The organism is Pseudomonas sp. (assembly GCF_030147005.1).
Lineage (GTDB): Bacteria > Pseudomonadota > Gammaproteobacteria > Pseudomonadales > Pseudomonadaceae > Aquipseudomonas.
In genome coordinates this window covers 26,209-50,418 of sequence record NZ_JASLAW010000129.1, presented here as the reverse complement: position 1 = coordinate 50,418, position 24,210 = coordinate 26,209, and the positions used below count along the sequence as shown (strand labels likewise).

Genomic DNA, 24,210 nt, shown 5'->3' with positions numbered 1-24,210 from the left:
GGGGCATCGAACAGAACAGAGGTCGTCAGGTTTAACTGATCGAATGCCATTAAAGAAGGACCACTTTATGAAAAAGTGCGTAGGAACGCTCCTGGTTTTCAGCTTAACAGGCTCAACGGCGCGTCCGTTATAACGATTGGGTGTAAATGCAAAAAGCCGAAACGCCCGCCATACGGACTTTTCGGCTTCCAATGCAGCACCGCGCAGGTCAGACGTTGGTAAATAATCCGCTCACCGGATCGATGTTTCCATTGTAAGGCACACTGGTTCCGGCCGCCTGAGCAATGGTGGCCCAGATCCGCTGCATATCGACCATTTTATTGCCAATGACCGGATTGCCTTCCTGCTGACGGTCACCTTGGGCGGTGATATTGAAATAGCGCCCCGCGCCCTCGCCGCTCTTCAACAACCCACTGGCCCCCCCCATCAGTACCAACGGCATATCCTTCGTATGCTCAGGCGCACCATCGGCCATTTCGCTGGTAAACACGACAAGCGTGTGTTTAAGCAGACTTTCACCCGGCACATCAGGGTCAGCATGGCGTGCCAATTCGTCCATGAAGAGCTTGACTCGTTGGGTGTACCACTGCCGGGATTTTTTCCATACGTCCAGCCCGGCATAACGATGGGCACAATCATGGGGGTTGGTCACCTCACTGACGTCCAGGATATTGAGCGATTCCGCCGAGCGTCCGACTTGAATCGTCGCGACACGCGTGATGCCACACGCCAGCGCCGTGGCAACCACTTGATGATGGTGATGCTGTACCTGGTTACGAAACTGCGCGGATTTGAATGGCACCGTGTCCAGTTCCAAAGGCGAGCATTCACCGATGGGCGGCAGCGTTTGCTCCATGTCCTTCATGGCCTGCTCCACTGAATCAAGCTGCATTTCGAGCTTTTGCCTTTGCGCCCCGGCAAGCCTGCCTCGCAACTCATTGATATCCGCCAGCACCGGATCAAATACATGCGCATTGCGCACTTGTTGCTCGCGTACCTCACGACTGACCGTGCCAAAAACTTTTTCGTACATCAACACCGGGTCCTGCTCGGGCCTGCGCATTGCACCGCCATTCTCCGGCCCCTCCCAGGATACCTGCCAGGCGGTGCCGTCAATGCCCGAATGCGGTCCGGCAAAAAGGCTGCGTTGAGACGGATCAGTCCCCGGCATATGCCGACCCAGCAATACGTCAATCGAAGCCATCACCTTCTCGCGGTCGCGCAACGCCCACGTCCAACCGTTATGGCCTTCATTGCCTGGGCCCAGAATCGTCCCACGCAGGTACAAGGATTGGTTTTTATAGGCCGCAAGCTCCTGGCTGACCTCATTGAGCTGGAAGTCCGACGTATCCAAAGCGTTGGCGGAGGGGTGCCAGAGGCCACGACCATCACTGGAGTAAGCGGTTGCAGAGTCAACCGCCAGGCCGTCAGGCACCACAAAGAAAACCACTTTAAGCTTGGCCTGCTGGCGTTGCCCGGCCAAGGCCATGCGCGCCAGGCCACATTGGGTGAGCGGGCCGAACACCCCTAGCGCAGCCAGGCCGGCCAGAAAGCGACGACGACTTTTCAAGATATCCATGATTAGTCCCTCTGCGTCTTGAATTGGAACGCGTTGGAAGTGCCCAGCGTGCGCAACATTGCTGGTAATGAGCCATTCCCTTTCAATCCGTCGGTCAATGCCTTCACCGTCGCGGAAGTGGACTTGTCGGATTTGTTACCCGAAGCGAAACGGAAATAGCTGTCTGCCATGCAGAACAGAGACGCCGAGTTATGCGCGATCAACTTTGAGATACCTCGCACATCGTCAATTGGCACCGTGCCATCAACCCCGATGAACGGGCCGGACGACTTGATCGGCACTTGCACAGGGAACTGGGCGTAGTTGTAGGCAGGCTCCTGCTGGCGATAGCGCCCGGCGGCATCGTAATGCTCCATCGATGCACCGGTATCGTTCATGTACTGATGGCACTGCCAGCAACGCCCTCCCGAAGCCTGCTCACCATTGACCAGGTCCCAGCGCTCTCGGGTACTGATCGCTCGCGGTGGGTAGGTCGGTTCCGTCGGTTCGGCTTCGACCGGCGCCCCAAACTCCCGGCAAAAAAGCTGCTCGCGAATCGCGATACCGCGCTTGACCAATGACGTGACCTTGTAGTCCGCGGTAGAGGCCTGGAAGAGGCCCAGGTGCAACAGGCCACCACGTTTCTCATCCACGGCGACTTTATGCAGCGTGTCACCGGTTACTCCGCCAATACCGTAGTGTTCGGCCAGTGCCTTATTGAGGAATGTCACGCCCGGATTGAACAACTCGTCCAGCGTCCCTTTGCCGTCGAGCATCACATGACGGGTCAACATGGCCTGTTCCTGGATCATCAACTGGATCATCTGTGCACTCAGCCCAGGCTTTTCCTGCACCCCGCGCTGAGTCCTCATGTAGTAGCCGATGAACCGATTGAACTGCTCAAGCCCCCGTTCAGTGCGCATCATCCGGTCAATTTCTGCAGCGATTTGCTGCGTGGTCTGCAACTCATTGCGCTCAGCCTTGGCCAATAGTTGCGCGTCCGGCGTGGTGCCTTGATAGGTATAGGACAACGCGGCTGCGGTCTCATAAGGGGTCAGTTTGTAGACGTCGGCCTGCCCCACGACAGCCTGACCCAACTCCGAGCGATACAGGAAGTTGGGCGACAACAGCAGCGCAGTGATCAGCGCCCCCTCTCCGTGCTCATCCAGCACAGCCTGATAACGCGACAACTCAGACGGGCTTAAATGACGGCGGAACACTTGATAGCCCAAGGCACTCACCTCGAGGGTACCGGCAGTCGATCTGAAGCGTTTTACGCGTTGGGGTGTCGCCTGCTCGGCGATCGACACAGCCATGCCATACAACTGCTTGATATCTTCTGCCTGCAAAAGGCCTTTGCTGGCCTCACCCGGGAATTTGAAGTCCTTCTCGGATTTATCTGTGGGCAGCTTCTGGGTATCGACCTCCACGCCCAGTATGTCCTTGACGCTAGCCGCGTATTCATCGCGTGTCAGCAAGCGCAACTGCCGATTACCGCGAGCCTCGTTCGGGCTCAGGTAGGGCGCCCACACCACCTCAAACAAATGCTTGCTGATCTCGGTCGCACAGGTGGTGTCGCAATGCCCGGCCACCGGCATGCTCTGGATTTGCCGCACCAACGCATCCTGGCCGGCACTGCTCCATGCCACCGCCATGCGCAGGTTATCGAAGAACTCCACCGCGTGGCATTTGGTACAGGACTCGGCAAGCACCGTCTCGCCCAACTTCGGTTCATGACGGTAACTGATGGGTGTCAATTGCTCGTCCTGGCTTTCCTCGTTTATGCGCAGTGAGACCTGTTCCGGCTGCGGCATTTCCTGTGGGTAAAAGGGGAAGATGACCTCGTAATCCCCGTAGTCCAGAATCTCGGTGACGCTCTCACCCCATGGCACCTGCACCACTTTGGGCTCGGCGCTCGTAGAGCCCTTGAGCTTGAGGGTGTAATGCCAAGTGGAATCCGTCACCGACGCAGGCTTGGGAGGCGCCAACAGTGTGATCTTGACATCCAGCTTGATCGGCCGCAGACGATACTGCATGTACAACTCTCGCTTATTCTCGTCGGCAGACAAGGTGATCGAAGTATTGCGCGTCTGTGGAATCCAATTTTTCACATCGTTGAGTCGAACCTGATAAGTCCCGTAGGGCAAACCCTTGAGGACCAATGCGGCATAACTGTCAGCAGGGTTGAAGGAAGCATGGAACTGCCGGGTATTACCGCCCGGAGAAATCAGCGTGCCACTGACCATCTCGTCCTCCAGCTCATGCGCCGGGGCGAGCGCCGGCCGCAGAGTCAATTCTGTGTCCGGCAAGCCTGTAGGGTCATAACTGGCGCGATAGATCACCCCGGCGACGTCATCGGAGATCAACAGGCTGTTGTCGGGCAATATCAGGAAGTCAGCAGGCCGACCGATGCAGGAGTCATCCAGGCAGTACACGTCGAAACGTTGTGGGTCCTGGATAAACCCATTGATCAACGGGATCTGATTGACCACCCGCTTTCCGTCCTGGATCGAGACGACTCGCACATCCATACCCGGTCGCTCCGCCGTGCCCGCACCATGCACGGCAACCAGCATGTTCTGCGAGTTTGTTTGAGACGGGTAGCCACTCCAGAACTTCAGCCCCAGGGGTGCGGTGTTGGTACCCAGTTCAAAGGCTGCCGGCACGTAGTCTTTCGGGTCGATCTGCTGTTGGGGCTTATCGGAAACAATCGCTCCCTGGACCAGGGGCGGCTGGATCACACCCGGGTTGCCGAACTCTTCATCGGTGAAACCCGGCGTGCCTTTGCCAAACAGGTAGGGCACACCGAAGTGCAGGTCGGGGCCGCTGATGCGGTTGATTTCGTCCGGGTTGGGGTAGCCCTGCCGGTTGTTATCGGTGAACCAGATTTCACCGGTCTGCGGATGCCAGTCGAACCCCACGGAGTTACGCACCCCTTTTGCAAGAATCTGCGCTTTACCGGTCACGGTGTCGTAACGCAGCAATGTACCGTAACGCGGGTCAGGCGGGATCATGCACAAGTTGCAAGGAATGCCAACGGCGGTGTACAGGCCGGTGTCGTCAGGGTCCAGCGGATTGAAATGCAAGGGATGCTTCATATGCCAGAAGCGCGTACTGGAACCGGAAGACAGGGGAGGCAACGGAAACCGCGCATCATCGGCGGGGAATTTGAACACCAGTTCAGGCGAAGGATCCTTGTAATGCGCATCGGCGTCACGCAAACGATAGAGGCCGCCAGTGGTCGAGAAGTACAGATCGCCGTCACGATAGACCACGCCATGAGGCTCCTCCAACCCGCTGGCAATCACGTAGATACCGGTTGGTTTGCCGGCATTGTCCAGGGGCAAGGCGTAGATCATATCGGCGATTTTCCCGTCATAGACGTAGGATGGAATCGCACTGGAGCCTACGTAGAGAACGTTCTTGCCCATCGCCATCTGCCGAGGCTGGATCAGCCCCTGGGCAAACAGTTCAATCTTGACGCCGGGCAGGCCGCTGAGCCTGCTCACCTGCACCGGTGGCCGATACTTCAAGGTGACTGTCTGTTCCTCGCCCTCTTCTCGCTGAAAGGAAACGATACGCGGCGTGTTCAAGGGCACAAACCCACTTGCGGGGTTCATCACCAGTTGGTAGTCGCAGGCCTTCAGATTATCGAGGTGAATGGTTTCGCCCGACTTGGCGCTGATCGGTATTTCCTCGGCTTTGCAGCGCAATACTCCAGTGACCACCTGATCGGCCCGCGCCACGCCCGGCGCTGGCTGGCTGATGGGGCCCCGGCCGCTCAACGTAGTGAAGTTCAAGGTCAGCCGGTTACCCTGGTTGCCACCGCACTCACCGAGGTATTTCCAGGCATCACCCCAAATAACGGCGCCGTTGGAGGCGGGCAAGCCAGGGTTGTAGTCGCTCTGCCGGCACCATTGCCAACTGCCCGGCCCTAACGGCGATTCGTCACTGTCCTTCCAACACTCAAACTGCTTTTTTTGGTTCTGCACCTGATCGCCTTGCTCGTAGAGTGTCCCCGCTTTGTAAGCCGGTGCCGTACAGGCTGCCGCAGACACCTCCACACCCAGCAACGCAAAGAACAAGCCAGGCAAAGCCCAACCACAGTACGAAACAAGCGCACCCCAACCGTTCGACATCCTCATGATCACCAGCCTCAATGGCAGGCCAGGCATATTCCCATCGAAGAAAGACTGCGCAGTTTCACGTTCCCGTCAGAAAGCACCCGGCACGGATTTACACGCCGCGAACGGCTGATGCAACCCGAAGTTCACCCGATTGGAATGTCCTGCACTGCTATTTCGCTGCAAAACTACGACATGGCAAGAAGCCAAAGAAACAGGAAAAATCAGACACTCGACTCAACCATCCGCCTGCCCGCGCACTGCAGCAGTGATGAGTTGCTAATGCTAAGTTCTAGCCCACAGATATCACATCGTCAAACCTGATGACGTACCCGTCGCCATCTGGGTCTCAACTCGCACGACCGCAGCACTGTGCAGCACGTTGCGCATTCATTTCGGCCTGTTGATCAAAGCCGAAGGCTTTCTGTGGCCGACCAGTCAGCGCGGCGCGGCGCTGTTGATATTCATCAAATGACAAGCCCCGACGACTCAGCGCTTCCAGTGCCAGTTGTTTGGTTTCCTGCGCCGTGTAGGGACGCAATTCCGGCGACGGATGGCTCGTACATCCGGCGAGGACGGAGGTGACAAGCAGTAACGAGATAGCGAGTAGTCGATTCATGGGAGCGGTCCTGCCGAAGAGGTTTCGAGTCAATGAACACAGGCTACTCCCGCCCCTTCGCAGCGAAAAATCATCGTCCGTGATAGTCGCTATCAACCGTTACGCAACCTTCAATAGCAACCCCCTAATATTCTAGACAGCCCCCCCTCGGTTGACGGCCACGAATGGCCGGTTGCGCCGGGCGCTGAGGTTATGGACGTACTCGAGCAGCGCTTGGATTTCAGGTGGCCCGTGGCAAGGATCGAGGTCGCGAGGGGGGGCGGCGTTGGCGTTCCTGCAGGGCGGGCGGATGCTGCGCCTATCCATTCAGGCGGCAGTGCAAGGCATCGTCATGGCTGCGCTCAAAACTTCGCAGCACCTGGAACGCATCAAAGATCACAGCCCTGGCCTGGTGCACCCGGATCAGCGTCCAGAAATCCTCGCCGCCCTGCTCCAAGCGCTTGAATGCCGCCTCGCCATCCTCACGGGTTTGCCATCGGAGGTAGTTGAGCACCCGCCGCGCGTCATCGCTGACCGGCACGCTTGCACTCAAAAAGCCGCCATGGTTCCTGGCCGGTCGCTCGCCCTGAACCGCCAAGGCCGCCACCCGGGCCGATTGCTCAGTCAGCGCGGGCCGGGAGCGTAGTTGCTGGAGCCCAGTTGAGTCTTCGCGTCGGGACGCCGCGCTGACCATGATTGACGGTGCGCCCAGCCACGGGTGTTCTCAACGCTTGGGCGGTGTACCCGACACGTCTGGCGTACGCCGGTAAGCCGTACACCCCAGCCATAGGGTCATCACCAACAACGCCGTCAGCGGTAGCCCGTGGAACAGCACGATCACCTGGGCCGGCGTCCAGGTCACGTAAAACGGCCCGACCACCAGCATCCCCACGCCAAAGCCCGCCATCTGAATCAGGGTCAACAAGCTGAACAGCGGCAGACGCAAGCTATCCGGCTCACTTTGCGCACGGGAAACCAACGCAACTTCGGACAGCCCGTCCCCCAGCCCCGCCCACACCACCAACAGCAGCGCCAGCCACAATTCGGTTTGTTGGAACGTCAGGATAAAGCCGCTGGACATCAGCGCCACGCCAAACATGAACAGGCGCTCCATGCCTGGAGTGCCACGGCCCTTCAGCAGCGCACTGGCGATGCGCGCCCCGATAAACTTGCCACAGGCCCAAACCGCCAGCAGATAACCCATCACCGTTTTGGCCGTGTCCGGGGAAATGTACTGGGACAACACCGGCCAGCCGACGTTATGCGCCGCGCTGCCAAGGGTGTCGAGCATGCTGATCAACAACATGGCGGCTAACACCGGCGCGCCTTTCAGCCCTATGGTCAACGCGTGCCATTCGGCCGAGAGCCCGCGATGCGTGGCGACGGCGGCACGGTACAACGCACGCAATGGCAGGACTAGGCAAGCGGCTATCACATAAGTCCCGATATTCACCGCGAATACCGCCTCAAATCCCCCTGTGGCAATCAGCAACCCCGACAGCAAACTGCCGAACACTGCGCCGGTGGCGGCCGCCGAGGTGATCCAGGCGTTGGTGTTCACCCGCTGCTCAAGGGCTACCCAGGTGAGCAACTGACTGTTGAGGCCGATGGCAAACAGCGAATTGCACAGGCCGATACCAAAGGCAATGAACGGCAACAGGCTGAGTTGATGCGCAGGGATGAGCAGCAATAGCGGCGTCAGCAACAGCGCTCGCGCCAAATCCAGCCCCGCCAACGTGCCGCGCCCGGCGAAGCGCCGGAAAAACGGGATGCCGAACAGACTGGCGACAATCCCACCGGTTACGCGGCACGCCAGAAAGATGCTGACGAACACCACGCTTTGGCTGAGCCAATAGACATAGGTGGACAACGCCACCATGTTGAGGAAGGCGCCAAAGTCCGAAACGCCACGAGCAAATATGATCAGCCGCGCGTTACGCGTCGACAAGCGCAACTGTTGATCCTGGCTCATGCGGTCGGCACCTCTTCGTCACAGGGTACGCTGCGCAGGCTGACCAACAGCATATCGCGCCAGGCCGGTGTCGAATCGACCTTCGGCCGTACAGCCCCAGCGCGGTGATAGAGCCCCCGATCATTGATCACGATGGTTTCCAGGAAGCGCTCCATGGGCAAATTCAACACCCGACTGTGCTCCGCTTCACTGGTAAAGACTTCCGAAACCACCGGCATCGTGTTGTGCTCGCCGATAAAATGCATGAATACCCAATCCAGGCCATCCTGATGAATTCCCGACGTGGTCGGACTGCACGCTTGCGCGTCCGCACGTACGCGGAACTGGTGGATGTCGATGGTATAGCTCTGTTCGCCCAAGTGCGGCGCAAGCACCGCCAGGTCGGCGGCCAGCAGCTTGTGCGTCAGCGGATGATCGATAAAACCCTGCTCGCTATAGCTCAAGTGGTTCACCCCCTGGCGATAGTTGACGGCATAGGTGACAGGCGACTCGAACGCGGTGTTCCTGTCGATCTGCAACTGCCGTGAAGGTAATAAACGATAGCGCAAGATACGCCGCTCGCGATGGGTGTACGCCTTGAACGCCTCGTCGCGCACCAGGTTGGCCCAGTACGCCCGGAAGCTTTGCTCCTCCGCGGGCTCGACATTGAGCAATTCGTCAAAGTCACGGCGGTGGCAGTAATGATGCTCGCGCAAATGCGCCGAAATCCGTGGGATGTCCATATCGCTATCCTGCCACTGGGTTGTCGATGATGACGTGCAGATGCTCACTCACCGCATCATGCAGTGCGCGCGCGTGGGCCGCGTCTTCGACCCTGGCCCAGCACTTGAGCAGATAATGCTCCTCGATGTCCGCATCAATCATGTGGCCCGCTTCCTGCTGGGCATACTCGATCACCGCGACGTTGCGGTCGAGAAACCCCACGCCTTCGATGCCCTGGAACCGGCCGCTGTGCTGCGGGTAAATCGCCAGCATCGCGTAGTGTTGCCCGGCCTCATCAACCTTGCGTGCGGCCACCTCCAACTGCGCATTGAGCCCCTGCTCGCCCGTCAACAATGACAGATACAGCTGATAGGGATCGATACCGGCCAGATCACGGAACGCCGCGTTCACATAAAGCCCACCCACGCGCGGGTTGATCTCGATCACCACCGGCCCCTCCTCCGTCATGCGGAACTCGAAATGCACCACGGCGTTGGTCAGGCCGACCGCGTGCAAACACGCCACGGCGTACTCGCGGATCTGTTCGCACTGGCGATCGGTGAAGGTGGTCGGTGGGGAAATCAGCAGGTTTTCGAGGACCGTGCCACTGCGCTCGGTCAACAGCAGCTTTTCGTTGATCAGCAGCGGATGGACGCACTCGCCGACCACCACGCATTCCACACTGCCTTCGATACCGGGAATGTAGCCCTCCAACAAGAGGCTGCGGCCGGGGATGTAGTCATGCCGTTGGCCGTCGTCTGCCAGCAACGTGTGTGCACAGCCATAAAAATCGGCATACGCCGCAGCGGCGTGCCCCCGGACAAAAAGCGCGTAATGGCTGCGCAGTTCTGCCCAATTGGAGCACTTTTTGATAAACGCCGAAGCGCCGCCAAACGGGGGTTTGGCGATCAGCGGGTAACCCACCCGCTCGGCACCCTGCTGGAGTTGCTGTTCGTTATTGCACATCGCAAACGGCACGGAGCGAATGGCGTGCTGTTTAAGTACGCTGCGCATCAGGAATTTGTTGTTGCACGCCGCGATCGCTTCCGGGCAGCTGTACACCAGGCCCAGGCGCCGGGAAGCCCGCGCAACGATGCAGCCCACTTCGCCTTGCGCAGACGGATGACCGGCCTGGCAGAAAATCCCGCGAACCTGATACTGCTCATCGAGCCGGCCAACCAGATCAAGAATGGCTTGCTCGCTGAGCGAATCGAGCAGAAACACAGCATCACTGTCGTCCCGAAGCCGTTGTACATGCCTGCGCCCCGTCACACCCGCCGTCAAGCACGCCAGGCCCTGGGCGCGGGCAGCCGCAAAGTGCGGCTCTCGGTAGTTATAACGAACAGAAGTACCGTCATCGACATCAATAAAAAGAATGGCGTCTTGCTTCATAACCTGTACCGCCTCGGTCCATAAGTTGATTCAGGCATCCTGCCAACTGCACCACTGCCCTTCCCAGTTACGGAAACGGTAATGACGCTGCCCATCGCGAACTTCAAAGTACGGTAAACTTTCAGGCTTTTCAAAGTCCAACAGTGGCACCGTAAACTTGCCTTGTGCGTGGGGCAATACATATTCAGGCAGGGCGATATTAGACACTCGCCGCTTGAGCCGATCCATGATAGCGATGGCCTGGCTGATCGATGCCTTGTATTCCGAAGCACCGGGTGAAAATGGCATGAAGTGATATAAGTAATAAGGTTTTACGCCCAGACGATAAAGATCGATAAACAGTTTATGCAGCGTCGCTTCATCGTCATTGACACCCCGTAACAACGGCATATTGGAAAAGACAATCGGCACGACGCCCTGAATACGTTTGACCGCCACCGCAAAGTCAGGGCTGAGTTCGAGCGGGTGGCACACATGCACGCCGAACGCATTGACCTTGTACTTATCCAACATCGCGATCAATTCGTCGGTCACGCGAAACGGGTTGAAGCTCAAGGCCCGCGAGTGGATGCGGATCAGCAGGTCGTCACTGATGCCGCGCAGTGCGGCCAGGTACTCTTCGAGCTTGCGGTCGGCAAGCATCAGCGGGTCGCCGCCGCTGAGAATCACTTCTTCGATGGCCGGGTTGGCGCGGATGTATTCGACCGACTCCATGAAGGAATCCCGGCTGGCGTTGGCCTTGTCAGTGCCCACCTGCAACGTGCGCAGCGCTTCGAAGCAAAATTGGCAATAGGCATTGCAGGTATTGGTGGTGCGCAGGATGACGCGATTGTCGTACTTGTGCTGGCAGATGGGTGTCTTCATTTCATGGCCCAGCTCCCAGTTTTCGGAAGTGCCATCGTAATCACCCTCGACCTTCTCGCTCCAATAGGGCACCACTTGGCGCCACAGCGGGTGGTCCATAACCTCTGTGCTGGTCAGAGAACGCTTGATCAGATCAATATAATAAGGCGTGATCTGCATCTTGCGCCCTTGCAGGTTGTGTTCGATATGCGCGGTTGTTTCTTCGCCCCAACCACCGCAGGCAGCGCGAAGTGTCGGTTCATCACGCAGGGCATTCTTCTGCTGCCAACGCCAGTCTTGCCACTGTACCGAGCGATGAATTCCTTGATCAAAAATCGACATGAGTAAGTACTCTCTGTTCAGGCATATGAATGCGTGCCCTTCCTTCACGGGAGGAGCGATAGTCGCAACAATGACAATCGACTGGCCAACGGGCCGCGATCAAATGGCGGATTTAAACAGCCCTGCTGGAAAGGTATAAAAACTTGTTATTTCAGGGTACGGAAAATTGACTGGCACGGACATGTAATGACCTCCTTTTTTTTTAAATTATCTGACTTCCAAGCCGACATGTACTTAAGCGGAAGGTCTCCACACCGTCAATACAATAACTTTTGTTTTTTCTAGCTTTAACGCCCGCCTGCGCTCATCTACCCGAAATCAAAGGTATTTCATCGTTCACATTCGTTCATTTAAAAAGTAAATAATACCTAACTGACTTTTATTCCCGCGTTTTTATACTTATACAACTACGTAGCCCAGTGAATCCCACTTCGTCTTGCGCCTGCACCTCGCGGCGACACTCAACCTCGATGGAATCCCGAACGATCATCCCCCGCGCTCACGACGCCCTTGCGAATCTGAAACATTTTCTTTCACTTTCCGCTTGGGGTTTTCTCGTTCTCATCCGTCTTAATTTAGATACAGCCCGTCGCGTCAGCAAAAGCTACGACCGGCCTTTCCGGGCCTCCATCGCCCCTCCGATCAAGACCCTCATCCATATGTCGAAGAAGTCACGCTCAAAACTCTGGTTTCTCGTACACAGCTGGCTGGCGTTGCCCATCTGGTTCTTTGTACTGATCGTTTGCGTCACCGGCACCCTGGCGGTGGTCAGCCAGGAAATCGTCTGGCTGGCCAACCCTGATATCCGCGCAAGCAAGCCGTCGGACGACGCCCAGCCGCTGGGCTTCGACCAGGTGATCGCTGCCATCAAGCGCGACGAACCCCAGGTCATCGTGCGCTCGATCATCCGCCCCGACGAATCGCACTTTGCGTTGATGGTCGGCCTCAGCTATCCGGACGGGCGTTCGGTCGATGCCTATGCCAACCCCTACACGGGCGCCATTCAAGGCATCAGCCCGGCATTCGACTTCCAGCAATTCACCCGCGCCCTGCACGGCTGGTGGCTGGTGCCGTTCACCAATGGCTACAGCTGGGGCTGGTACCTGGTGTCGCTGCTCGGCCTGCCCTTGCTGGCCTCACTGGTCACCGGGCTGGTGGTGTACAAGCGTTTCTGGAAAGGATTTTTCCGCCCCACCCTGCGTATCCGTCATGGCGCGCGCATCTTCTGGGGTGACTTTCACCGCCTGAGCGGTATCTGGTCGATCTGGTTCATCGCCGTCATTTCCATTACCGGCACCTGGTTCCTGATCGAGGCGACCCTGGCTGATAACCAGATTTCCATCTCCAGCGAGCCCATCGTGCCGGTGATAGCACGGGAAAAGGTGCCGCTGTCCGCGCCCGGCGTGCCGGCTCCGATGATCGCCCTGGACGAAGCGATCAAGATTGCCACCCAGCGCATCCCCGGGCTGGAGGCCACGTTTGCGTTCCTGCCGCTCAATGCCTACAGCCACCTGCAGATCGGCGGGCGCGGCTGGTACCCGCTGATGTTCCAGACCGCGCAACTGAATCCCTACAGCGGTGAAATCGCCGTCTCGCACCTGCTGTCCGACCGCACCGCGCTGGAGTTCGTCACCGAGTCCATGCGCCCCCTGCACACCGGGGACTTCGGTGGGTTGTGGATCAAGCTGATCTGGGCCTTCTTCGGCCTGGTACTGAGCATGATGGTATTGAGCGGCTTGCTGATCTGGACCAAGCGTACCGCCCTGGCCACCCTCAACGCCCTCAAACGCGAGGCCAAAACCCAGCGCAAGCCTGTGCCCACCCCAGCCGTGCAGGCTGAAACCTCGGAGACTCACTGATGAGCAAGGTCGCAGCCAAACCCTCTTCACCGCTGCGGGCGTGGTGGTTGAAGTGGCGTTTCCATATAAACATCCTGCTGTTGCTGGTGCCGCTGGGGTTCATGCCCAAGTATTTTGCCGATGCCGCCCTGTTTCGCGGGGACACCGGCATCGGCGAGCGGGTCGCCGGGGAAGTTCAAGTCGGCCCCTGGAGTCTGACCCTCGCTGAGTTTCGCAACGAAGGTCCGCGCCCGGACCCGGCCGGCCCGATGAAAGCCTTTAACGCCGCCCTGTGCGCCACTTGCGCCGAGCAGGTCAAAGCCACTTACCTGCGCATCGGCAAACCCCGCAGCCTGCGGGCCGCCGGGGTAATCTTCTTTGGCACGCCTTATCGCATGGGCGCCATCGTGCCGGTGCCGCAGCGCACGCCGGTCGACGCCGAACTGTGGGTCACCATGGAAGGCTGGGACGGCACCATGCACCAGGGTTCCATCCCGCTAAGCCAGGCCTCGCCTGCCACCATTGCCTGGTTGAACAAGCAAGGAGTTAAACCATGATTTTCAAGCGCCTGACTTACGCCGGTTGCGTGCTGTTGCTCAGTGCCGGTTTCAGTAACGTTGCCCTCGCTCACAACCCAATGTGCGAATGCAAGGAAATCCCCGGCGAGCAGATCCAGTGCAAAGGCGGATTCTCCGACGGCAGCGGCGCTCCGGGCGTGACCCTGGATGTGATCGGCTACGACGAGACCATCCTCGTGCCGGGCAAGCTCGGTGAGGATTCGACCCTGACCTTCAAGAAACCCGCAGCCGAATTCTATGTACTGTTTGATGCCGGCCCCGGTCACGTGGTGGAAATCGACCAAGCGGATATCCAGGCGCAATGAGTACCGTACAAACAGTGCGCCCGGCCGGCGCGGGCCATGAAACCCTGTACGTGCTGCTGCTGTGCCTGATCATCCTTGCGGTGGCGGGAACGGTGGTGGCCTTGCACGGTGAAACCCAAGAGGTTGCAGCGGTGCCCAGCCACCAACTGGACGCCCGACGCGACCTGAGCGCCGCCGAACAGGGCATCTACGCCGACTTGCGGGTGACCCTGGATGAAATCCACCTGCTGCAGCAGGAGCAAAACGCCCTGCCAACGCCGGACCAATTGGCGCAAGAAGGCTTTGCGCCATTCGCCCAGGACGCCAGTTCCGTCAGCCGCGGCAATCATCGCTGGCAGCTGCTCGCCCTCTCGACCTACCTGGGCTTGAGCCAGGCAACGGGCACCAGCGGTTCGCTGTTGATGCGCGTGCAAGGTACCGAGCCGGATATCTGGCTCAACCGTGGCAAAGACCTGGCTGCCCCCTCCGACCTCACTGACCAGGCGCTGATCGCTGCCGGCTGGCAGCAGGTGGTCGCGCAATTCGATGCCGGCGTGACCCGCCAGCACCGCCACTGAACGAGAAGACCGATTGCCCATGTCCATTTCATCTCCCCTGTTGCGCCTGTTGCTGGTTGGCCTGTTCAGCCTGATGCTCGCTCCCCTGGCGAACGCGCTCTCAAGCCCCGAACACGGCAAACGCCTGCGCATCGGCATCACCTTGCATCCTTATTACAGCTACGTGGCCAACATCGTCGGCGACAAGGCCGAAGTAGTGCCGCTGATCCCGGCGGGCTTCAACCCCCATGCCTACGAGCCGCGCGCCGAAGACATCAAGCGTATCGGCACGCTGGACGTGATCGTGCTCAATGGCGTCGGTCATGACGACTTCGCCGACCGCATGATCGCCACCAGCGAGCGCCCGGATATCCCGGTGATCGAAGCCAACGCCAATGTACCCCTGCTGGCCGCCACCGGTAACGCCGCACGCGGTGCGGGCAAGGTGGTCAACCCGCACACATTCCTGTCGATCAGTGCGTCGATTGCCCAGGTCAACAACATCGCCCGCGAGCTGGGCAAGCTCGACCCGGACAACGCCAAGACCTACACCCAGAACGCCCGCGCCTACGGCAAACGTCTACGCCAGATGCGCGCCGACGCCCTGGCCAAGCTGACCAGCGCACCCAACCCGGACCTGCGCGTAGCCACGGTACACGCGGCTTACGACTACCTGCTGCGCGAGTTCGGCCTGGAAGTCACCGCCGTGGTCGAACCGGCCCATGGTATCGAGCCCAGTCCCAGCCAATTGAAGAAAACCATCGATGAGCTGCGCGCCCTGGACGTGAAAGTGATCTTCTCGGAAATGGATTTCCCGTCCACCTATGTCGATACGATCCAGCGTGAATCCGGGGTCAGGTTGTACCCGCTGTCACATATTTCCTACGGCGAGTACAGCGCGCAAAAGTATGAGGTGGAAATGACCGGCAACCTCAACACCGTGGTCCGCGCGATTCAGGAGTCGGGGGCATGACGGCGGCGCAACTATTGAACGTGACCTGCATCGGCCCGACCATCGATTTTACTAAGGTCTCGCTGACCCTGGGCCGCACCGTGATTCTCGATGAGGTGAGCTTGCGGGTACAACCCGGCAGCATCCATGCATTGGTCGGTCCGAATGGCGGCGGCAAAAGCTCGCTGATCAAGACGCTGCTCGGGCAAACACCGCACCAGGGCCGATTGAGCCTGGAGTGGCCGGACACGCCCGGCACCATCGGTTATGTGCCTCAGGCTCTGGAGTTCGATCGGGGTTTGCCGATGACCGTGGATGATTTCATGGCTGCAATGTGCCAGCGGCGGCCTGCGTTTCTCGGCCTGTCCCGGCATTACGCCGGCGCGATTGGCGAGGCGCTGGAACGGGTCGGCATGCAGGATAAGCGCAAGCGCCGTATGGGCGCGCTGTCCGGCGGCGAACGCCAGCGTGTGTTGCTGGCCCAGGGACTGATTCCGGCACCGCAATTGCTGGTGCTGGATGAGCCGATGTCGGCCCTCGATGAAGCCGGTATCCAGGTGTTTGAACGCCTGTTGAACGACTGGCGCCTGGCCGGCATCACCGTGCTGTGGATCGAGCATGACCTTGATGCCGTTGGGCGCCTGGCCGACCGCGTTACCGGCCTGAACCGTCGCGTGCTGTTCGATGCCACACCGAAAGAGGCGCTGACACCGGACCGCCTGCTGACTTTGTTCTCCACCCACCCTCGGAGCGCGGCGCAATGAGTTATGAAGCGTTTCGCTTGATGGTTCAGGGCTGGGCCTCTTCCGGCTATTTGCCGGAGGCGCTCGCCTACGGTTTTGTGGTCAACGCCCTGCTCGCCGGCTTGCTGATCGGCCCGGTGTTGGGCGGGCTGGGCACCCTGGTGGTGGTCAAGCGCTTTGCGTTTTTCTCCGAAGCGGTCGGCCACGCCGCGCTGACCGGCGTCGCCGTAGGCATTCTGCTGGGCGAACCTTATACCGGGCCCTACGGCAGCTTGTTCGGCTACTGCCTGCTATTCGGCATCCTGCTCAATTACCTGCGCAACCGTACCGGCCTGGCGCCGGATACGCTGATCGGCGTGTTCCTGTCGGTGTCCCTGGCGCTGGGCGCAAGCTTGCTGCTGATCCTGGCCGGCAAGATCAATGTGCACATCCTCGAAAACGTGCTGTTCGGTTCGGTGCTGACGGTCAATGGCAACGACCTGCTGGTGCTGGCGGTCGTCGGCTCGCTGGTGATCGCCCTGGCATTGCCGCTGTACAACCGCATCATGCTCGCCAGCTTCAACCCGCAGTTGGCGGCGGTACGCGGGGTGGCGGTGAAGACGCTGGATTATCTGTTCGTGATTCTGGTGACGCTGATCACCGTCGCGGCGGTCAAGGTGATCGGCGCCATCCTGGTCGGTGCCCTGCTGGTGATACCGGCGGCGGCGGCGCGGCTGCTGAGCCAGTCGCTCAAAGGGTTCTTCTGGGTTTCGGTGGTGATCGCCACCGTCAGCACCCTGTGCGGCATCCTGCTGCCGATCATCTTCGACCTGCCTGTTCCGTCCGGCGCCGCGATTATTCTGGTCGCCGGCATCGCTTTCGCCCTTGCCGCCATTGCGCGCGGCACGGTGCCCAGCCTCAAAGGGAATCTTGGATAATGCGCCCTGACTTTCGCCCACTGGCCCTGACCATTGCTTGCTTGATCAGCACCTCGGCGCTTGCCGTCGTGGATGGTTTTCAAACCAAGGACTTCGTCGCCAACCATGGCCTTGGCCATGCCGCGCTGACCAAGAGCAAAACGGTAAAACCGGTCAAGGTGCTGGCCTCGTTGCCGATCACCTACGGCCTTGCCGATGTGCTGCTCAAGGGCTCCGACGTGCTGCTCGAACGCGCGGCACCCGCCAACCTGCCCGGTTCGCGGCAAGTGTCCTATTTCACCGGGCGCGGTGCGCCGGCGCTGAGCCAACTGGCCCAGGCTGCCGATGCCGCCATCGGCTTGCGCTCGCTGTGGGCGGATGACCCGCTCTACCCTGTGGCGCGGCGCAGCAACATCCGCATTGTCGAAGTCGACGCCGCCCGCCCGGTTGACGGCGGCTTACCGGGCATCGCCGTGCAGCCGGGCGTCAGCGATGGCTTGAACAGCCAACCATGGCAGTCGAGCAACAACATGGGGCGCATGGCCGACGTGCTGGCGGCCGACCTGAGCCGCCTGGCTCCGGGCGCCAAACCCCGGATCGACGCCAACCTCGCCACGCTCAAACAGCGCCTGCTCAAACTCGCCGCCGACAGCGAAGCGCGCCTGGCCCAGGCCGATAATCTGAGTGTGGTCAGCTTGAGCGATCACTTTGCCTATTTGATCAGCAGCTTGAATCTGGAAGGGCTCAGTACAGATGCGCGACCAGATGCAGACTGGACGCCTGAAGCGCTGCAAAAGCTCAGTGCTCAGCTGACGGACAATGACGTGGCGGTGGTGCTGCACCACCGCCAGCCGAGTGAGGCAGTGAAAGCTGCGGTCGCTGCTGGTGGTTCTAAACTGCTGGTGTTGAATGTGGACGGCGCAGACCCCGTGATGGAGTTGGAAACCAATGTGGATCGGGTGATCAAGACGCTGATGCCTTAAGCCAAGCTGTGGCGAGGGAGCTTGCTCCCGCTGGGCCGGGTTGGCGTTCCAGCGCGAAGCGTCCCCAAAAGCCGGCGACTGCCGTCGGGCGGGAGCAAGCTCCCTTGCCAAAATCAAACCACGTCCACGCCCACATGAATCGCATCATGCCGCCAGAACTCCAGGTCGCAGTCGATCAATCGCTGGTGCTGGTCATAGTTCACCCGAGCAATCCGCAAGCCCGGGCTGCCCACCGATACACGCAGCGCTGAGGCCGCCTCCACCGGGAGCGATGTCGGCACAATCTCAAAACGCACCCGCCCGTAGTGCAGGTCGTACTTGCGGGCATATAACTCGGTCATCGACTGATTCAGATCGCACGCCAGAATCCCTGGGAAATACTGCGGGTTCAGGTAATGCTCGACGTACAGCACCAGCCGCCCGTCGATCCGCCGCCCCCGGCAAATCTGGATCACGCTGGAGAGCGCCGGCAGCTGTAACCAGGCACACACCGCGGCCGATGCGGGCTGCAGCCGCGCAGAAATCACCTGCGTCGATGCAACCCGCCCCTGGTCGTTGACCATCGCGTGAAAGTGGCTGCGCTGCATCAGGTTGTAGGCCAACCGAGGCGGCGAGACGAACCAGCCTCGACGCTCCTCACGATAGATTTGCCCTTGGGCCTCAAGCTGTAACAAGGCTTCCCGCACCGTAATTCGAGTGGTACCAAACAACTCGCTGAGCTTGCGCTCGGCGGGCAGTTTGCTGGCCGGCGGCAACAGGCCATGGTCGATCTGCTCCTGCAACGCCAGGCCGATGGAGGTTACCGCTTTGATTGCGTCATCACGCATCAACGTTACCTTTCTGGACTAGACCAGCACCATTCAAGTGCACCCAAAGCTGCATAAAACGCCCCACCTCAATGCTGCGACAGCCTAGGCAGTACAGATGACCGACAGATGACAGCCGCGTCCGCCCCTGCGCACCACACTCTGCAATACATCGGCCAAGTCCAGGCGCTACGGGCACCCGGGCATGGTCTACGCTCACTCTGCACCGGACGACATCAGCGTTTCAAAAACGACATCGACATGAAACTGTCATCCATCGCGTCTAGATTGGCTCAGGTATTGCTCTGACCTAGACCAACCACACCGCCTGCATAAAACGCCGCGTTGAAAACGCCCAAAGGAGCTTCGGATGAAACAGCTTTTCCTGGCATCACTGTTAGGCTCGACCATTGCCATGTGCACCGCCGCCATGGCCGCTGATACCGATCTAAAAACCTTGGAAGCCGCCGCCAAGGCCGAGGGCGCCGTGAACAGCGTCGGCATGCCCGATGACTGGGCCAACTGGAAAGGCACCTGGGAAGACCTGGCCAAAATCTATGGCCTCAAGCACATCGACACCGACATGAGTTCGGCCCAGGAAATCGCCAAGTTCAAAGCCGAAAAAGACAATGCCAGCGCCGACATCGGCGACGTGGGCGCGGCCTTCGGTCCCATCGCGGTGAAGCAGGAAGTGACCCAGCCTTACAAACCGTCCACCTGGGCCCAGGTGCCGGATTGGGCAAAAGACAAAGACGGTCACTGGGCCCTGGCCTACACCGGCACCATCGCGTTCATCGTGAACAAGAAGCTGCTGCACGGCTCCGAAGTGCCCACCAGCTGGGCCGACCTGCAAACCGGCAAGTACAAGGTCTCGGTGGGTGACGTGAGCACCGCGGCGCAGGCCTCCAACGCCGTGCTGGCAGCCGCCATCGCCAATAAAGGCGACGAGAAGAACATCGCGCCGGGCCTGCAGTTTTTCACCAAGATCGCCCAGCAAGGTCGCCTCGGCCTGTCCAACCCGACCATCGCCACCCTGGAAAAAGGCGAAGTCGAAGTGGGTATCGTCTGGGACTTCAACGGCCTGAGCTACAAAGCCAAGATGGCCAACCCGGATGATTACGTAGTGCTCATCCCTTCGGACGGCTCGGTGAAATCCGGCTACACCACCATCATCAACAAATACGCCAAACACCCGAACGCCGCCAAGCTGACGCGCGAATACATCTTCAGCGATGCCGGCCAGCTCAACCTGGCCAAGGGCAATGCACGGCCGATCCGCGCCGAAACCGACTTGAAACTGCCAGCCGACATCGCCAAGAACCTGATCCCGGGTGAGCAGTACACCAAGGCCAACCCGCAGCCGATCAAGGATGCCGATGCGTGGGAAGCCACGTCCAAGAAACTGCCGCAGTTGTGGAACGAGCAGGTCATCGTAGAAATGAAGTAAGCCTGTATCCATCTGTAGGAGCGAGCTTGCTCGCGAAAAACCTGAGTGCGCTGCGGGGATCCATACTCCCCGCGTTATCGTTGGCGTTTTTCGCGAGCAAGCTCACTCCTACAGGTCGCCCCCCTTCGAGCCAAGACTAACCTGTTGCGGAGCCCCAGCCCCCATGAAGCACCCTGTCATCCTTGTTGTGCTCGACGGCCTGAACTTCGAGGTTGCCCGGCACGCCATGGGGCACTTGCAGGCCTATGTCGGCGCAGGACGCGCAGCCCTCTACACACTGGAATGTGAACTGCCCGCCCTGTCCCGCCCGCTGTATGAATGCATCCTGACCGGCGTACCGCCGATCCAGAGCGGCATCGTTCACAACAACGTCTCGCGCCTGTCCAACCGGCGCAGCATTTTTCATTACGCCACCAGCGCCGGTTTGACCACTGCGGCGGCGGCTTACCACTGGGTCAGCGAACTGTATAACCGCAGCCCCTTTCTCGCCGCCCGTGATCGTCATACCAACGACGAGGCGCTGGCGATCCAGCATGGGCATTTCTACTGGAATGACCACTACCCCGACTCCCACCTGTTTGCCGACGCCGAAAGCCTGCGCCTCAAGCACGCGCCGGACTTTCTGCTGGTGCACCCGATGAACATCGACGACGCCGGCCACAAGCACGGCCTCGACAGCGCGCAGTACCGCAACAGCGCGCGCTCGGCCGACATCATTCTCGCTGACTACCTGCAAGGCTGGCTCGACGCCGATTACCAGGTGCTGGTCACCGCCGACCACGGCATGAACAACGACCGCTCCCACAACGGCCTGCTGCCGCAAGAGCGCGAAGTGCCGCTGTTCGTGCTTGGCGACGCGTTCAGCCTGAATGCCAACGCGGCGCCGAAACAGACCGATCTGTGCGGCACTGTCTGCGAGCTGCTCGGCGTGCCACATGACAAACCCGTCTGCCGGGAGTTGCTCAAGTGAATGCCATGACTCGCGGCAAATGGCTGGCCTTGCTGTGCCTGGTGCCCTTCGCGCTGTTCTTTATCGTGTTCGAAATCGCCCCGTTGGTCTGGGTGCTGATCAACAGCCTGCAAACCGAAGACACCGGTTGGAGCCTGGAAAACTTCACACGCATCTTCAGTTCGAAGTTCTACCTGCAGGCGATCCAGTTCAGCCTCGAGATCAGCTTCTACTCCAGCGTCTTCGGCATCATCATCGCCACGCTGGGCAGTTACTCGCTGCGCCGGGTGGATTCGCCGCTGCGCAACTTCGTCACGGCCTTCGCCAACATGACCAGCAACTTCGCCGGCGTGCCCCTGGCCTTCGCGTTCATCATCCTGCTGGGATTCAACGGCAGCATCACCATCATGCTCAAGCAGGCGGGAATCATTCAGGACTTCAACCTGTATTCCAAAACCGGGCTGATCATCCTCTACACCTACTTCCAGATTCCCCTCGGCGTGCTGCTGCTATATCCGGCCTTTGACGCGCTGCGCGAAGACTGGCGTGAGTCGGCCGCCCTGCTCGGCGCCAATGGCTGGCAGTTCTGGCGGCATATCGGCTTGCCGGTCCTTGCGCCCGCACTGCTGGGCACATTCGTGATTCTGCTGGCCAACGCCCTGGGCGCCTATGCCACCGTGTACGCCCTCACCACCGGCAACTTCAACGTACTGCCGATCCGCATCGCGGGGCTGGTCTCCGGTGACGTCTCACTGGACCCGAACATGGCCAGCGCCCTGGCCGTGGTGCTGGTGGCGCTGATGACCGTCGTCACGGTGGTCCATCAACTGCTGCTCAAGAGGAGCTACCATGTCTCGCGCTGAAGCCGGCCCGGCGACCCTCTACCATCGTGTGGTGGTGTACCTGCTGTTCCTGATCCTGGTGTTGCCGCTGGCGGGCACCTTTGTCTACTCCATCTCCAGCAGTTGGTCAGCCACCATCCTGCCCGCTGGCTTCAGCCTGAAGTGGTACGTGCAGCTATGGAGCGACCCACGCTTTCTGATGGCTTTCGGGCAATCGTTGCTGGTGTGCGTGGGCGCGCTGATCCTCTCGGTGGTGTTGATTCTGCCGCTGCTGTTCGTGGTGCATTACCACTTCCCCAAACTGGATGCGCTGATGAACATCCTGATCCTGCTGCCGTTCGCCGTGCCGCCGGTGGTGTCGTCGGTGGGGCTGCTGCAACTGTATGGCTCCGGACCGCTGGCGATGGTGGGCACGCCGTGGATTCTGATTGGCTGCTACTTCACCGTGGCGTTGCCGTTCATGTATCGCGCGATCACCAACAACCTGCAGGCGATCAATCTGCGCGACCTCATGGACGCCTCGCAACTGCTCGGCGCCAGTACCTGGCAAGCCGCGATCTTCGTCGTCCTGCCCAATCTGCGCAAAGGCCTGATGGTGGCGTTGCTGCTGTCGTTCTCATTTCTGTTCGGTGAGTTCGTGTTCGCCAACATCCTGGTCGGCACCCGCTACGAAACCCTGCAGGTGTACCTGAACAACATGCGCAACAGCAGCGGCCATTTCACCAGTGCCGTGGTGATCTCCTACTTCTTCTTCGTGCTGGTGCTGACCTGGGCCGCCAATACCTTGAACAAGGACAAAAGCCAATGAGCTTCGTCAGCGTCCAACACCTGCAAAAAAGCTATACCGGCACCCCGGTGTTCAGTGATATCAACTGCGAAATCGCCAAGGGCGAGTTTGTCACCCTGCTCGGCCCGTCCGGTTGCGGCAAGTCGACCTTGCTGCGCTGCATCGCCGGGCTGACCTCGGTGGACAGCGGGAAAATCCTGCTGGATGGCCAGGACATCGTCCCGTTGAGCCCGCAGAAACGTAATATCGGCATGGTGTTCCAGAGCTATGCGCTGTTCCCCAACATGACTGTGGAACAGAACGTCGCCTTCGGCCTGCGCATGCAAAAAGTCAACGCCGACGACAGTCACAAGCGGGTGCAGGACGTACTGCGATTGGTGGAACTCAACGAGCTGGCCGGCCGTTACCCGCATCAAATGTCCGGTGGCCAGTGTCAGCGCGTAGCCCTCGCCCGCTCCCTTGTGACCCGCCCGCGCCTGTTGTTGCTGGATGAACCGCTGTCGGCGCTGGACGCGCGGATTCGCAAGCACCTGCGCGAGCAGATCCGCCAGATCCAGCGCGAGCTGGGGCTGACCACGATTTTTGTCACCCATGACCAGGAAGAAGCCCTGACCATGTCGGACCGTATCTTTCTGATGAACCAGGGCAGGATCGTACAGAGCGGCGATGCCGAGACCCTCTACACGGCGCCGGTGGACGTCTTCGCAGCGGGCTTCATCGGCAACTACAACCTGCTGGATGCCGGCAAGGCCAGCCAATTGCTGCAACGGCCGATCAGCGGGCGCATCGCAATCCGCCCTGAAGCCATCGAACTGAGCCGCAGCGGCGAACTCGATGCGCTGGTGCGTAGCCACAGCCTGCTGGGTAACGTGATTCGCTACCGTATCGAAGCCCGTGGCGTGGAGTTGGTGGTGGATGTGCTTAACCGCAGCGCCGCCGATCTGCATCCGGACGGCCAGCGACTGGCGCTTTTCATCGACCCAAGCGCGCTGTGTGAAGTAGCCTGACGGGCAACGA

At 59.8% G+C, this 24,210-nt stretch carries 21 protein-coding genes and 1 pseudogene; 13 read left to right on the top strand and 9 right to left on the bottom strand.

Going from position 1 to position 24,210, the window contains the following annotated elements:
- Window positions 1-208: 208 nt before the first annotated feature.
- The 8 genes and pseudogenes from Q1V60_RS11855 to Q1V60_RS11820 all read right to left on the bottom strand — a co-directional run bounded on the left by Q1V60_RS11855 (window position 209) and on the right by Q1V60_RS11820 (window position 11,579).
- Window positions 209-1,489: a DUF1552 domain-containing protein gene (locus tag Q1V60_RS11855; protein WP_300630455.1), complete on the bottom strand. Its 1,281-nt coding sequence runs from the start codon at window positions 1,487-1,489 to the stop codon at window positions 209-211.
- Between the two features lie 92 nt (window positions 1,490-1,581).
- A complete protein-coding gene (locus Q1V60_RS11850) occupies window positions 1,582-5,550 on the bottom strand; it encodes a DUF1592 domain-containing protein (protein ID WP_300630454.1) in 3,969 nt (1,322 codons plus the stop codon).
- Window positions 5,551-6,031: 481 nt separating this feature from the next.
- Window positions 6,032-6,301, bottom strand: coding sequence for a hypothetical protein (locus Q1V60_RS11845; protein ID WP_300630452.1), 270 nt, complete (start codon window positions 6,299-6,301; stop codon window positions 6,032-6,034).
- Window positions 6,302-6,599: 298 nt separating this feature from the next.
- Window positions 6,600-6,902: pseudogene (locus Q1V60_RS11840) on the bottom strand (antibiotic biosynthesis monooxygenase); the annotation flags it as partial.
- A gap of 102 nt (window positions 6,903-7,004) precedes the next feature.
- Window positions 7,005-8,252: an MFS transporter gene (locus Q1V60_RS11835; protein WP_300630451.1), complete on the bottom strand. Its 1,248-nt coding sequence runs from the start codon at window positions 8,250-8,252 to the stop codon at window positions 7,005-7,007.
- Entirely contained in the window at window positions 8,249-8,974 is a 726-nt protein-coding gene (locus Q1V60_RS11830; protein ID WP_300630450.1) for a 2OG-Fe dioxygenase family protein, read from the bottom strand. The genes Q1V60_RS11835 and Q1V60_RS11830 overlap by 4 nt, the downstream gene beginning before the upstream one ends.
- Before the next feature lie 4 nt (window positions 8,975-8,978).
- Window positions 8,979-10,346, bottom strand: coding sequence for an ATP-grasp domain-containing protein (locus Q1V60_RS11825; protein ID WP_300630449.1), 1,368 nt, complete (start codon window positions 10,344-10,346; stop codon window positions 8,979-8,981).
- Between the two features lie 30 nt (window positions 10,347-10,376).
- A complete protein-coding gene (locus tag Q1V60_RS11820; protein WP_300630448.1) occupies window positions 10,377-11,579 on the bottom strand; it encodes a radical SAM protein in 1,203 nt (400 codons plus the stop codon).
- A 611-nt stretch (window positions 11,580-12,190) separates the two neighbouring features.
- Between Q1V60_RS11820 and Q1V60_RS11815 the strand changes: the two genes are divergently transcribed.
- From Q1V60_RS11815 to Q1V60_RS11780, 8 genes are read left to right on the top strand one after another with little or no spacing between them, the layout of a single operon-like run.
- Window positions 12,191-13,390: a PepSY domain-containing protein gene (locus tag Q1V60_RS11815; protein WP_300630447.1), complete on the top strand. Its 1,200-nt coding sequence runs from the start codon at window positions 12,191-12,193 to the stop codon at window positions 13,388-13,390.
- Window positions 13,390-13,926, top strand: a complete 537-nt coding sequence (locus tag Q1V60_RS11810; RefSeq protein WP_300630445.1) for a thiamine pyrophosphate-binding protein — start codon at window positions 13,390-13,392, stop codon at window positions 13,924-13,926. Before Q1V60_RS11815 ends, Q1V60_RS11810 begins: the two co-directional genes overlap by 1 nt.
- Entirely contained in the window at window positions 13,923-14,252 is a 330-nt protein-coding gene (locus Q1V60_RS11805) for a hypothetical protein (protein ID WP_300630444.1), read from the top strand. The genes Q1V60_RS11810 and Q1V60_RS11805 overlap by 4 nt, the downstream gene beginning before the upstream one ends.
- Window positions 14,249-14,809, top strand: a complete 561-nt coding sequence (locus tag Q1V60_RS11800) for a DUF6162 family protein (RefSeq protein ID WP_300630442.1) — start codon at window positions 14,249-14,251, stop codon at window positions 14,807-14,809. Before Q1V60_RS11805 ends, Q1V60_RS11800 begins: the two co-directional genes overlap by 4 nt.
- A 19-nt stretch (window positions 14,810-14,828) precedes the next feature.
- Complete coding sequence (locus tag Q1V60_RS11795) at window positions 14,829-15,761, top strand: metal ABC transporter substrate-binding protein (RefSeq protein WP_300630441.1); 933 nt, start codon at window positions 14,829-14,831, stop codon at window positions 15,759-15,761.
- Entirely contained in the window at window positions 15,758-16,504 is a 747-nt protein-coding gene (locus Q1V60_RS11790) for a metal ABC transporter ATP-binding protein (protein ID WP_300630440.1), read from the top strand. Before Q1V60_RS11795 ends, Q1V60_RS11790 begins: the two co-directional genes overlap by 4 nt.
- Entirely contained in the window at window positions 16,501-17,400 is a 900-nt protein-coding gene (locus tag Q1V60_RS11785) for a metal ABC transporter permease (protein ID WP_300630438.1), read from the top strand. The genes Q1V60_RS11790 and Q1V60_RS11785 overlap by 4 nt, the downstream gene beginning before the upstream one ends.
- Window positions 17,400-18,362 (top strand): zinc ABC transporter substrate-binding protein, encoded by a 963-nt coding sequence (locus Q1V60_RS11780; RefSeq protein ID WP_300630437.1) that lies wholly within the window; start codon window positions 17,400-17,402, stop codon window positions 18,360-18,362. Before Q1V60_RS11785 ends, Q1V60_RS11780 begins: the two co-directional genes overlap by 1 nt.
- A 113-nt stretch (window positions 18,363-18,475) precedes the next feature.
- Here Q1V60_RS11780 and Q1V60_RS11775 read toward each other — a convergent pair whose 3' ends face one another.
- Window positions 18,476-19,189, bottom strand: coding sequence for a UTRA domain-containing protein (locus Q1V60_RS11775; protein WP_300630436.1), 714 nt, complete (start codon window positions 19,187-19,189; stop codon window positions 18,476-18,478).
- A gap of 349 nt (window positions 19,190-19,538) precedes the next feature.
- On the opposite strand from Q1V60_RS11775, the gene Q1V60_RS11770 reads away from it, so the two are divergent.
- The 5 genes from Q1V60_RS11770 to Q1V60_RS11750 all read left to right on the top strand — a co-directional run bounded on the left by Q1V60_RS11770 (window position 19,539) and on the right by Q1V60_RS11750 (window position 24,200).
- Window positions 19,539-20,615: an ABC transporter substrate-binding protein gene (locus tag Q1V60_RS11770; protein WP_300630435.1), complete on the top strand. Its 1,077-nt coding sequence runs from the start codon at window positions 19,539-19,541 to the stop codon at window positions 20,613-20,615.
- A 163-nt stretch (window positions 20,616-20,778) separates the two neighbouring features.
- Window positions 20,779-21,585: an alkaline phosphatase family protein gene (locus Q1V60_RS11765; RefSeq protein WP_300630434.1), complete on the top strand. Its 807-nt coding sequence runs from the start codon at window positions 20,779-20,781 to the stop codon at window positions 21,583-21,585.
- Window positions 21,586-21,590: 5 nt separating this feature from the next.
- Window positions 21,591-22,427, top strand: a complete 837-nt coding sequence (locus Q1V60_RS11760) for an ABC transporter permease subunit (protein ID WP_300630456.1) — start codon at window positions 21,591-21,593, stop codon at window positions 22,425-22,427.
- Window positions 22,414-23,214: an ABC transporter permease gene (locus Q1V60_RS11755; RefSeq protein WP_300630433.1), complete on the top strand. Its 801-nt coding sequence runs from the start codon at window positions 22,414-22,416 to the stop codon at window positions 23,212-23,214. Before Q1V60_RS11760 ends, Q1V60_RS11755 begins: the two co-directional genes overlap by 14 nt.
- Window positions 23,211-24,200, top strand: a complete 990-nt coding sequence (locus tag Q1V60_RS11750; RefSeq protein WP_300630432.1) for an ABC transporter ATP-binding protein — start codon at window positions 23,211-23,213, stop codon at window positions 24,198-24,200. Before Q1V60_RS11755 ends, Q1V60_RS11750 begins: the two co-directional genes overlap by 4 nt.
- Window positions 24,201-24,210: the final 10 nt, after the last annotated feature.

Coding starts and splice junctions, on each gene's coding strand:
- Q1V60_RS11855 (WP_300630455.1), bottom strand. CDS start 1,489: ATGGCCTTGGCCGGGCAACGCCAGCAGGCCAAGCTTAAAGTGGTTTTC.
- Q1V60_RS11845 (WP_300630452.1), bottom strand. CDS start 6,301: ATGAATCGACTACTCGCTATCTCGTTACTGCTTGTCACCTCCGTCCTC.
- Q1V60_RS11835 (WP_300630451.1), bottom strand. CDS start 8,252: ATGAGCCAGGATCAACAGTTGCGCTTGTCGACGCGTAACGCGCGGCTG.
- Q1V60_RS11830 (WP_300630450.1), bottom strand. CDS start 8,974: ATGGACATCCCACGGATTTCGGCGCATTTGCGCGAGCATCATTACTGC.
- Q1V60_RS11825 (WP_300630449.1), bottom strand. CDS start 10,346: ATGAAGCAAGACGCCATTCTTTTTATTGATGTCGATGACGGTACTTCT.
- Q1V60_RS11815 (WP_300630447.1), top strand. CDS start 12,191: ATGTCGAAGAAGTCACGCTCAAAACTCTGGTTTCTCGTACACAGCTGG.
- Q1V60_RS11810 (WP_300630445.1), top strand. CDS start 13,390: ATGAGCAAGGTCGCAGCCAAACCCTCTTCACCGCTGCGGGCGTGGTGG.
- Q1V60_RS11805 (WP_300630444.1), top strand. CDS start 13,923: ATGATTTTCAAGCGCCTGACTTACGCCGGTTGCGTGCTGTTGCTCAGT.
- Q1V60_RS11800 (WP_300630442.1), top strand. CDS start 14,249: ATGAGTACCGTACAAACAGTGCGCCCGGCCGGCGCGGGCCATGAAACC.
- Q1V60_RS11795 (WP_300630441.1), top strand. CDS start 14,829: ATGTCCATTTCATCTCCCCTGTTGCGCCTGTTGCTGGTTGGCCTGTTC.
- Q1V60_RS11790 (WP_300630440.1), top strand. CDS start 15,758: ATGACGGCGGCGCAACTATTGAACGTGACCTGCATCGGCCCGACCATC.
- Q1V60_RS11785 (WP_300630438.1), top strand. CDS start 16,501: ATGAGTTATGAAGCGTTTCGCTTGATGGTTCAGGGCTGGGCCTCTTCC.
- Q1V60_RS11780 (WP_300630437.1), top strand. CDS start 17,400: ATGCGCCCTGACTTTCGCCCACTGGCCCTGACCATTGCTTGCTTGATC.
- Q1V60_RS11775 (WP_300630436.1), bottom strand. CDS start 19,189: ATGCGTGATGACGCAATCAAAGCGGTAACCTCCATCGGCCTGGCGTTG.
- Q1V60_RS11770 (WP_300630435.1), top strand. CDS start 19,539: ATGAAACAGCTTTTCCTGGCATCACTGTTAGGCTCGACCATTGCCATG.
- Q1V60_RS11765 (WP_300630434.1), top strand. CDS start 20,779: ATGAAGCACCCTGTCATCCTTGTTGTGCTCGACGGCCTGAACTTCGAG.
- Q1V60_RS11760 (WP_300630456.1), top strand. CDS start 21,591: ATGACTCGCGGCAAATGGCTGGCCTTGCTGTGCCTGGTGCCCTTCGCG.
- Q1V60_RS11755 (WP_300630433.1), top strand. CDS start 22,414: ATGTCTCGCGCTGAAGCCGGCCCGGCGACCCTCTACCATCGTGTGGTG.
- Q1V60_RS11750 (WP_300630432.1), top strand. CDS start 23,211: ATGAGCTTCGTCAGCGTCCAACACCTGCAAAAAAGCTATACCGGCACC.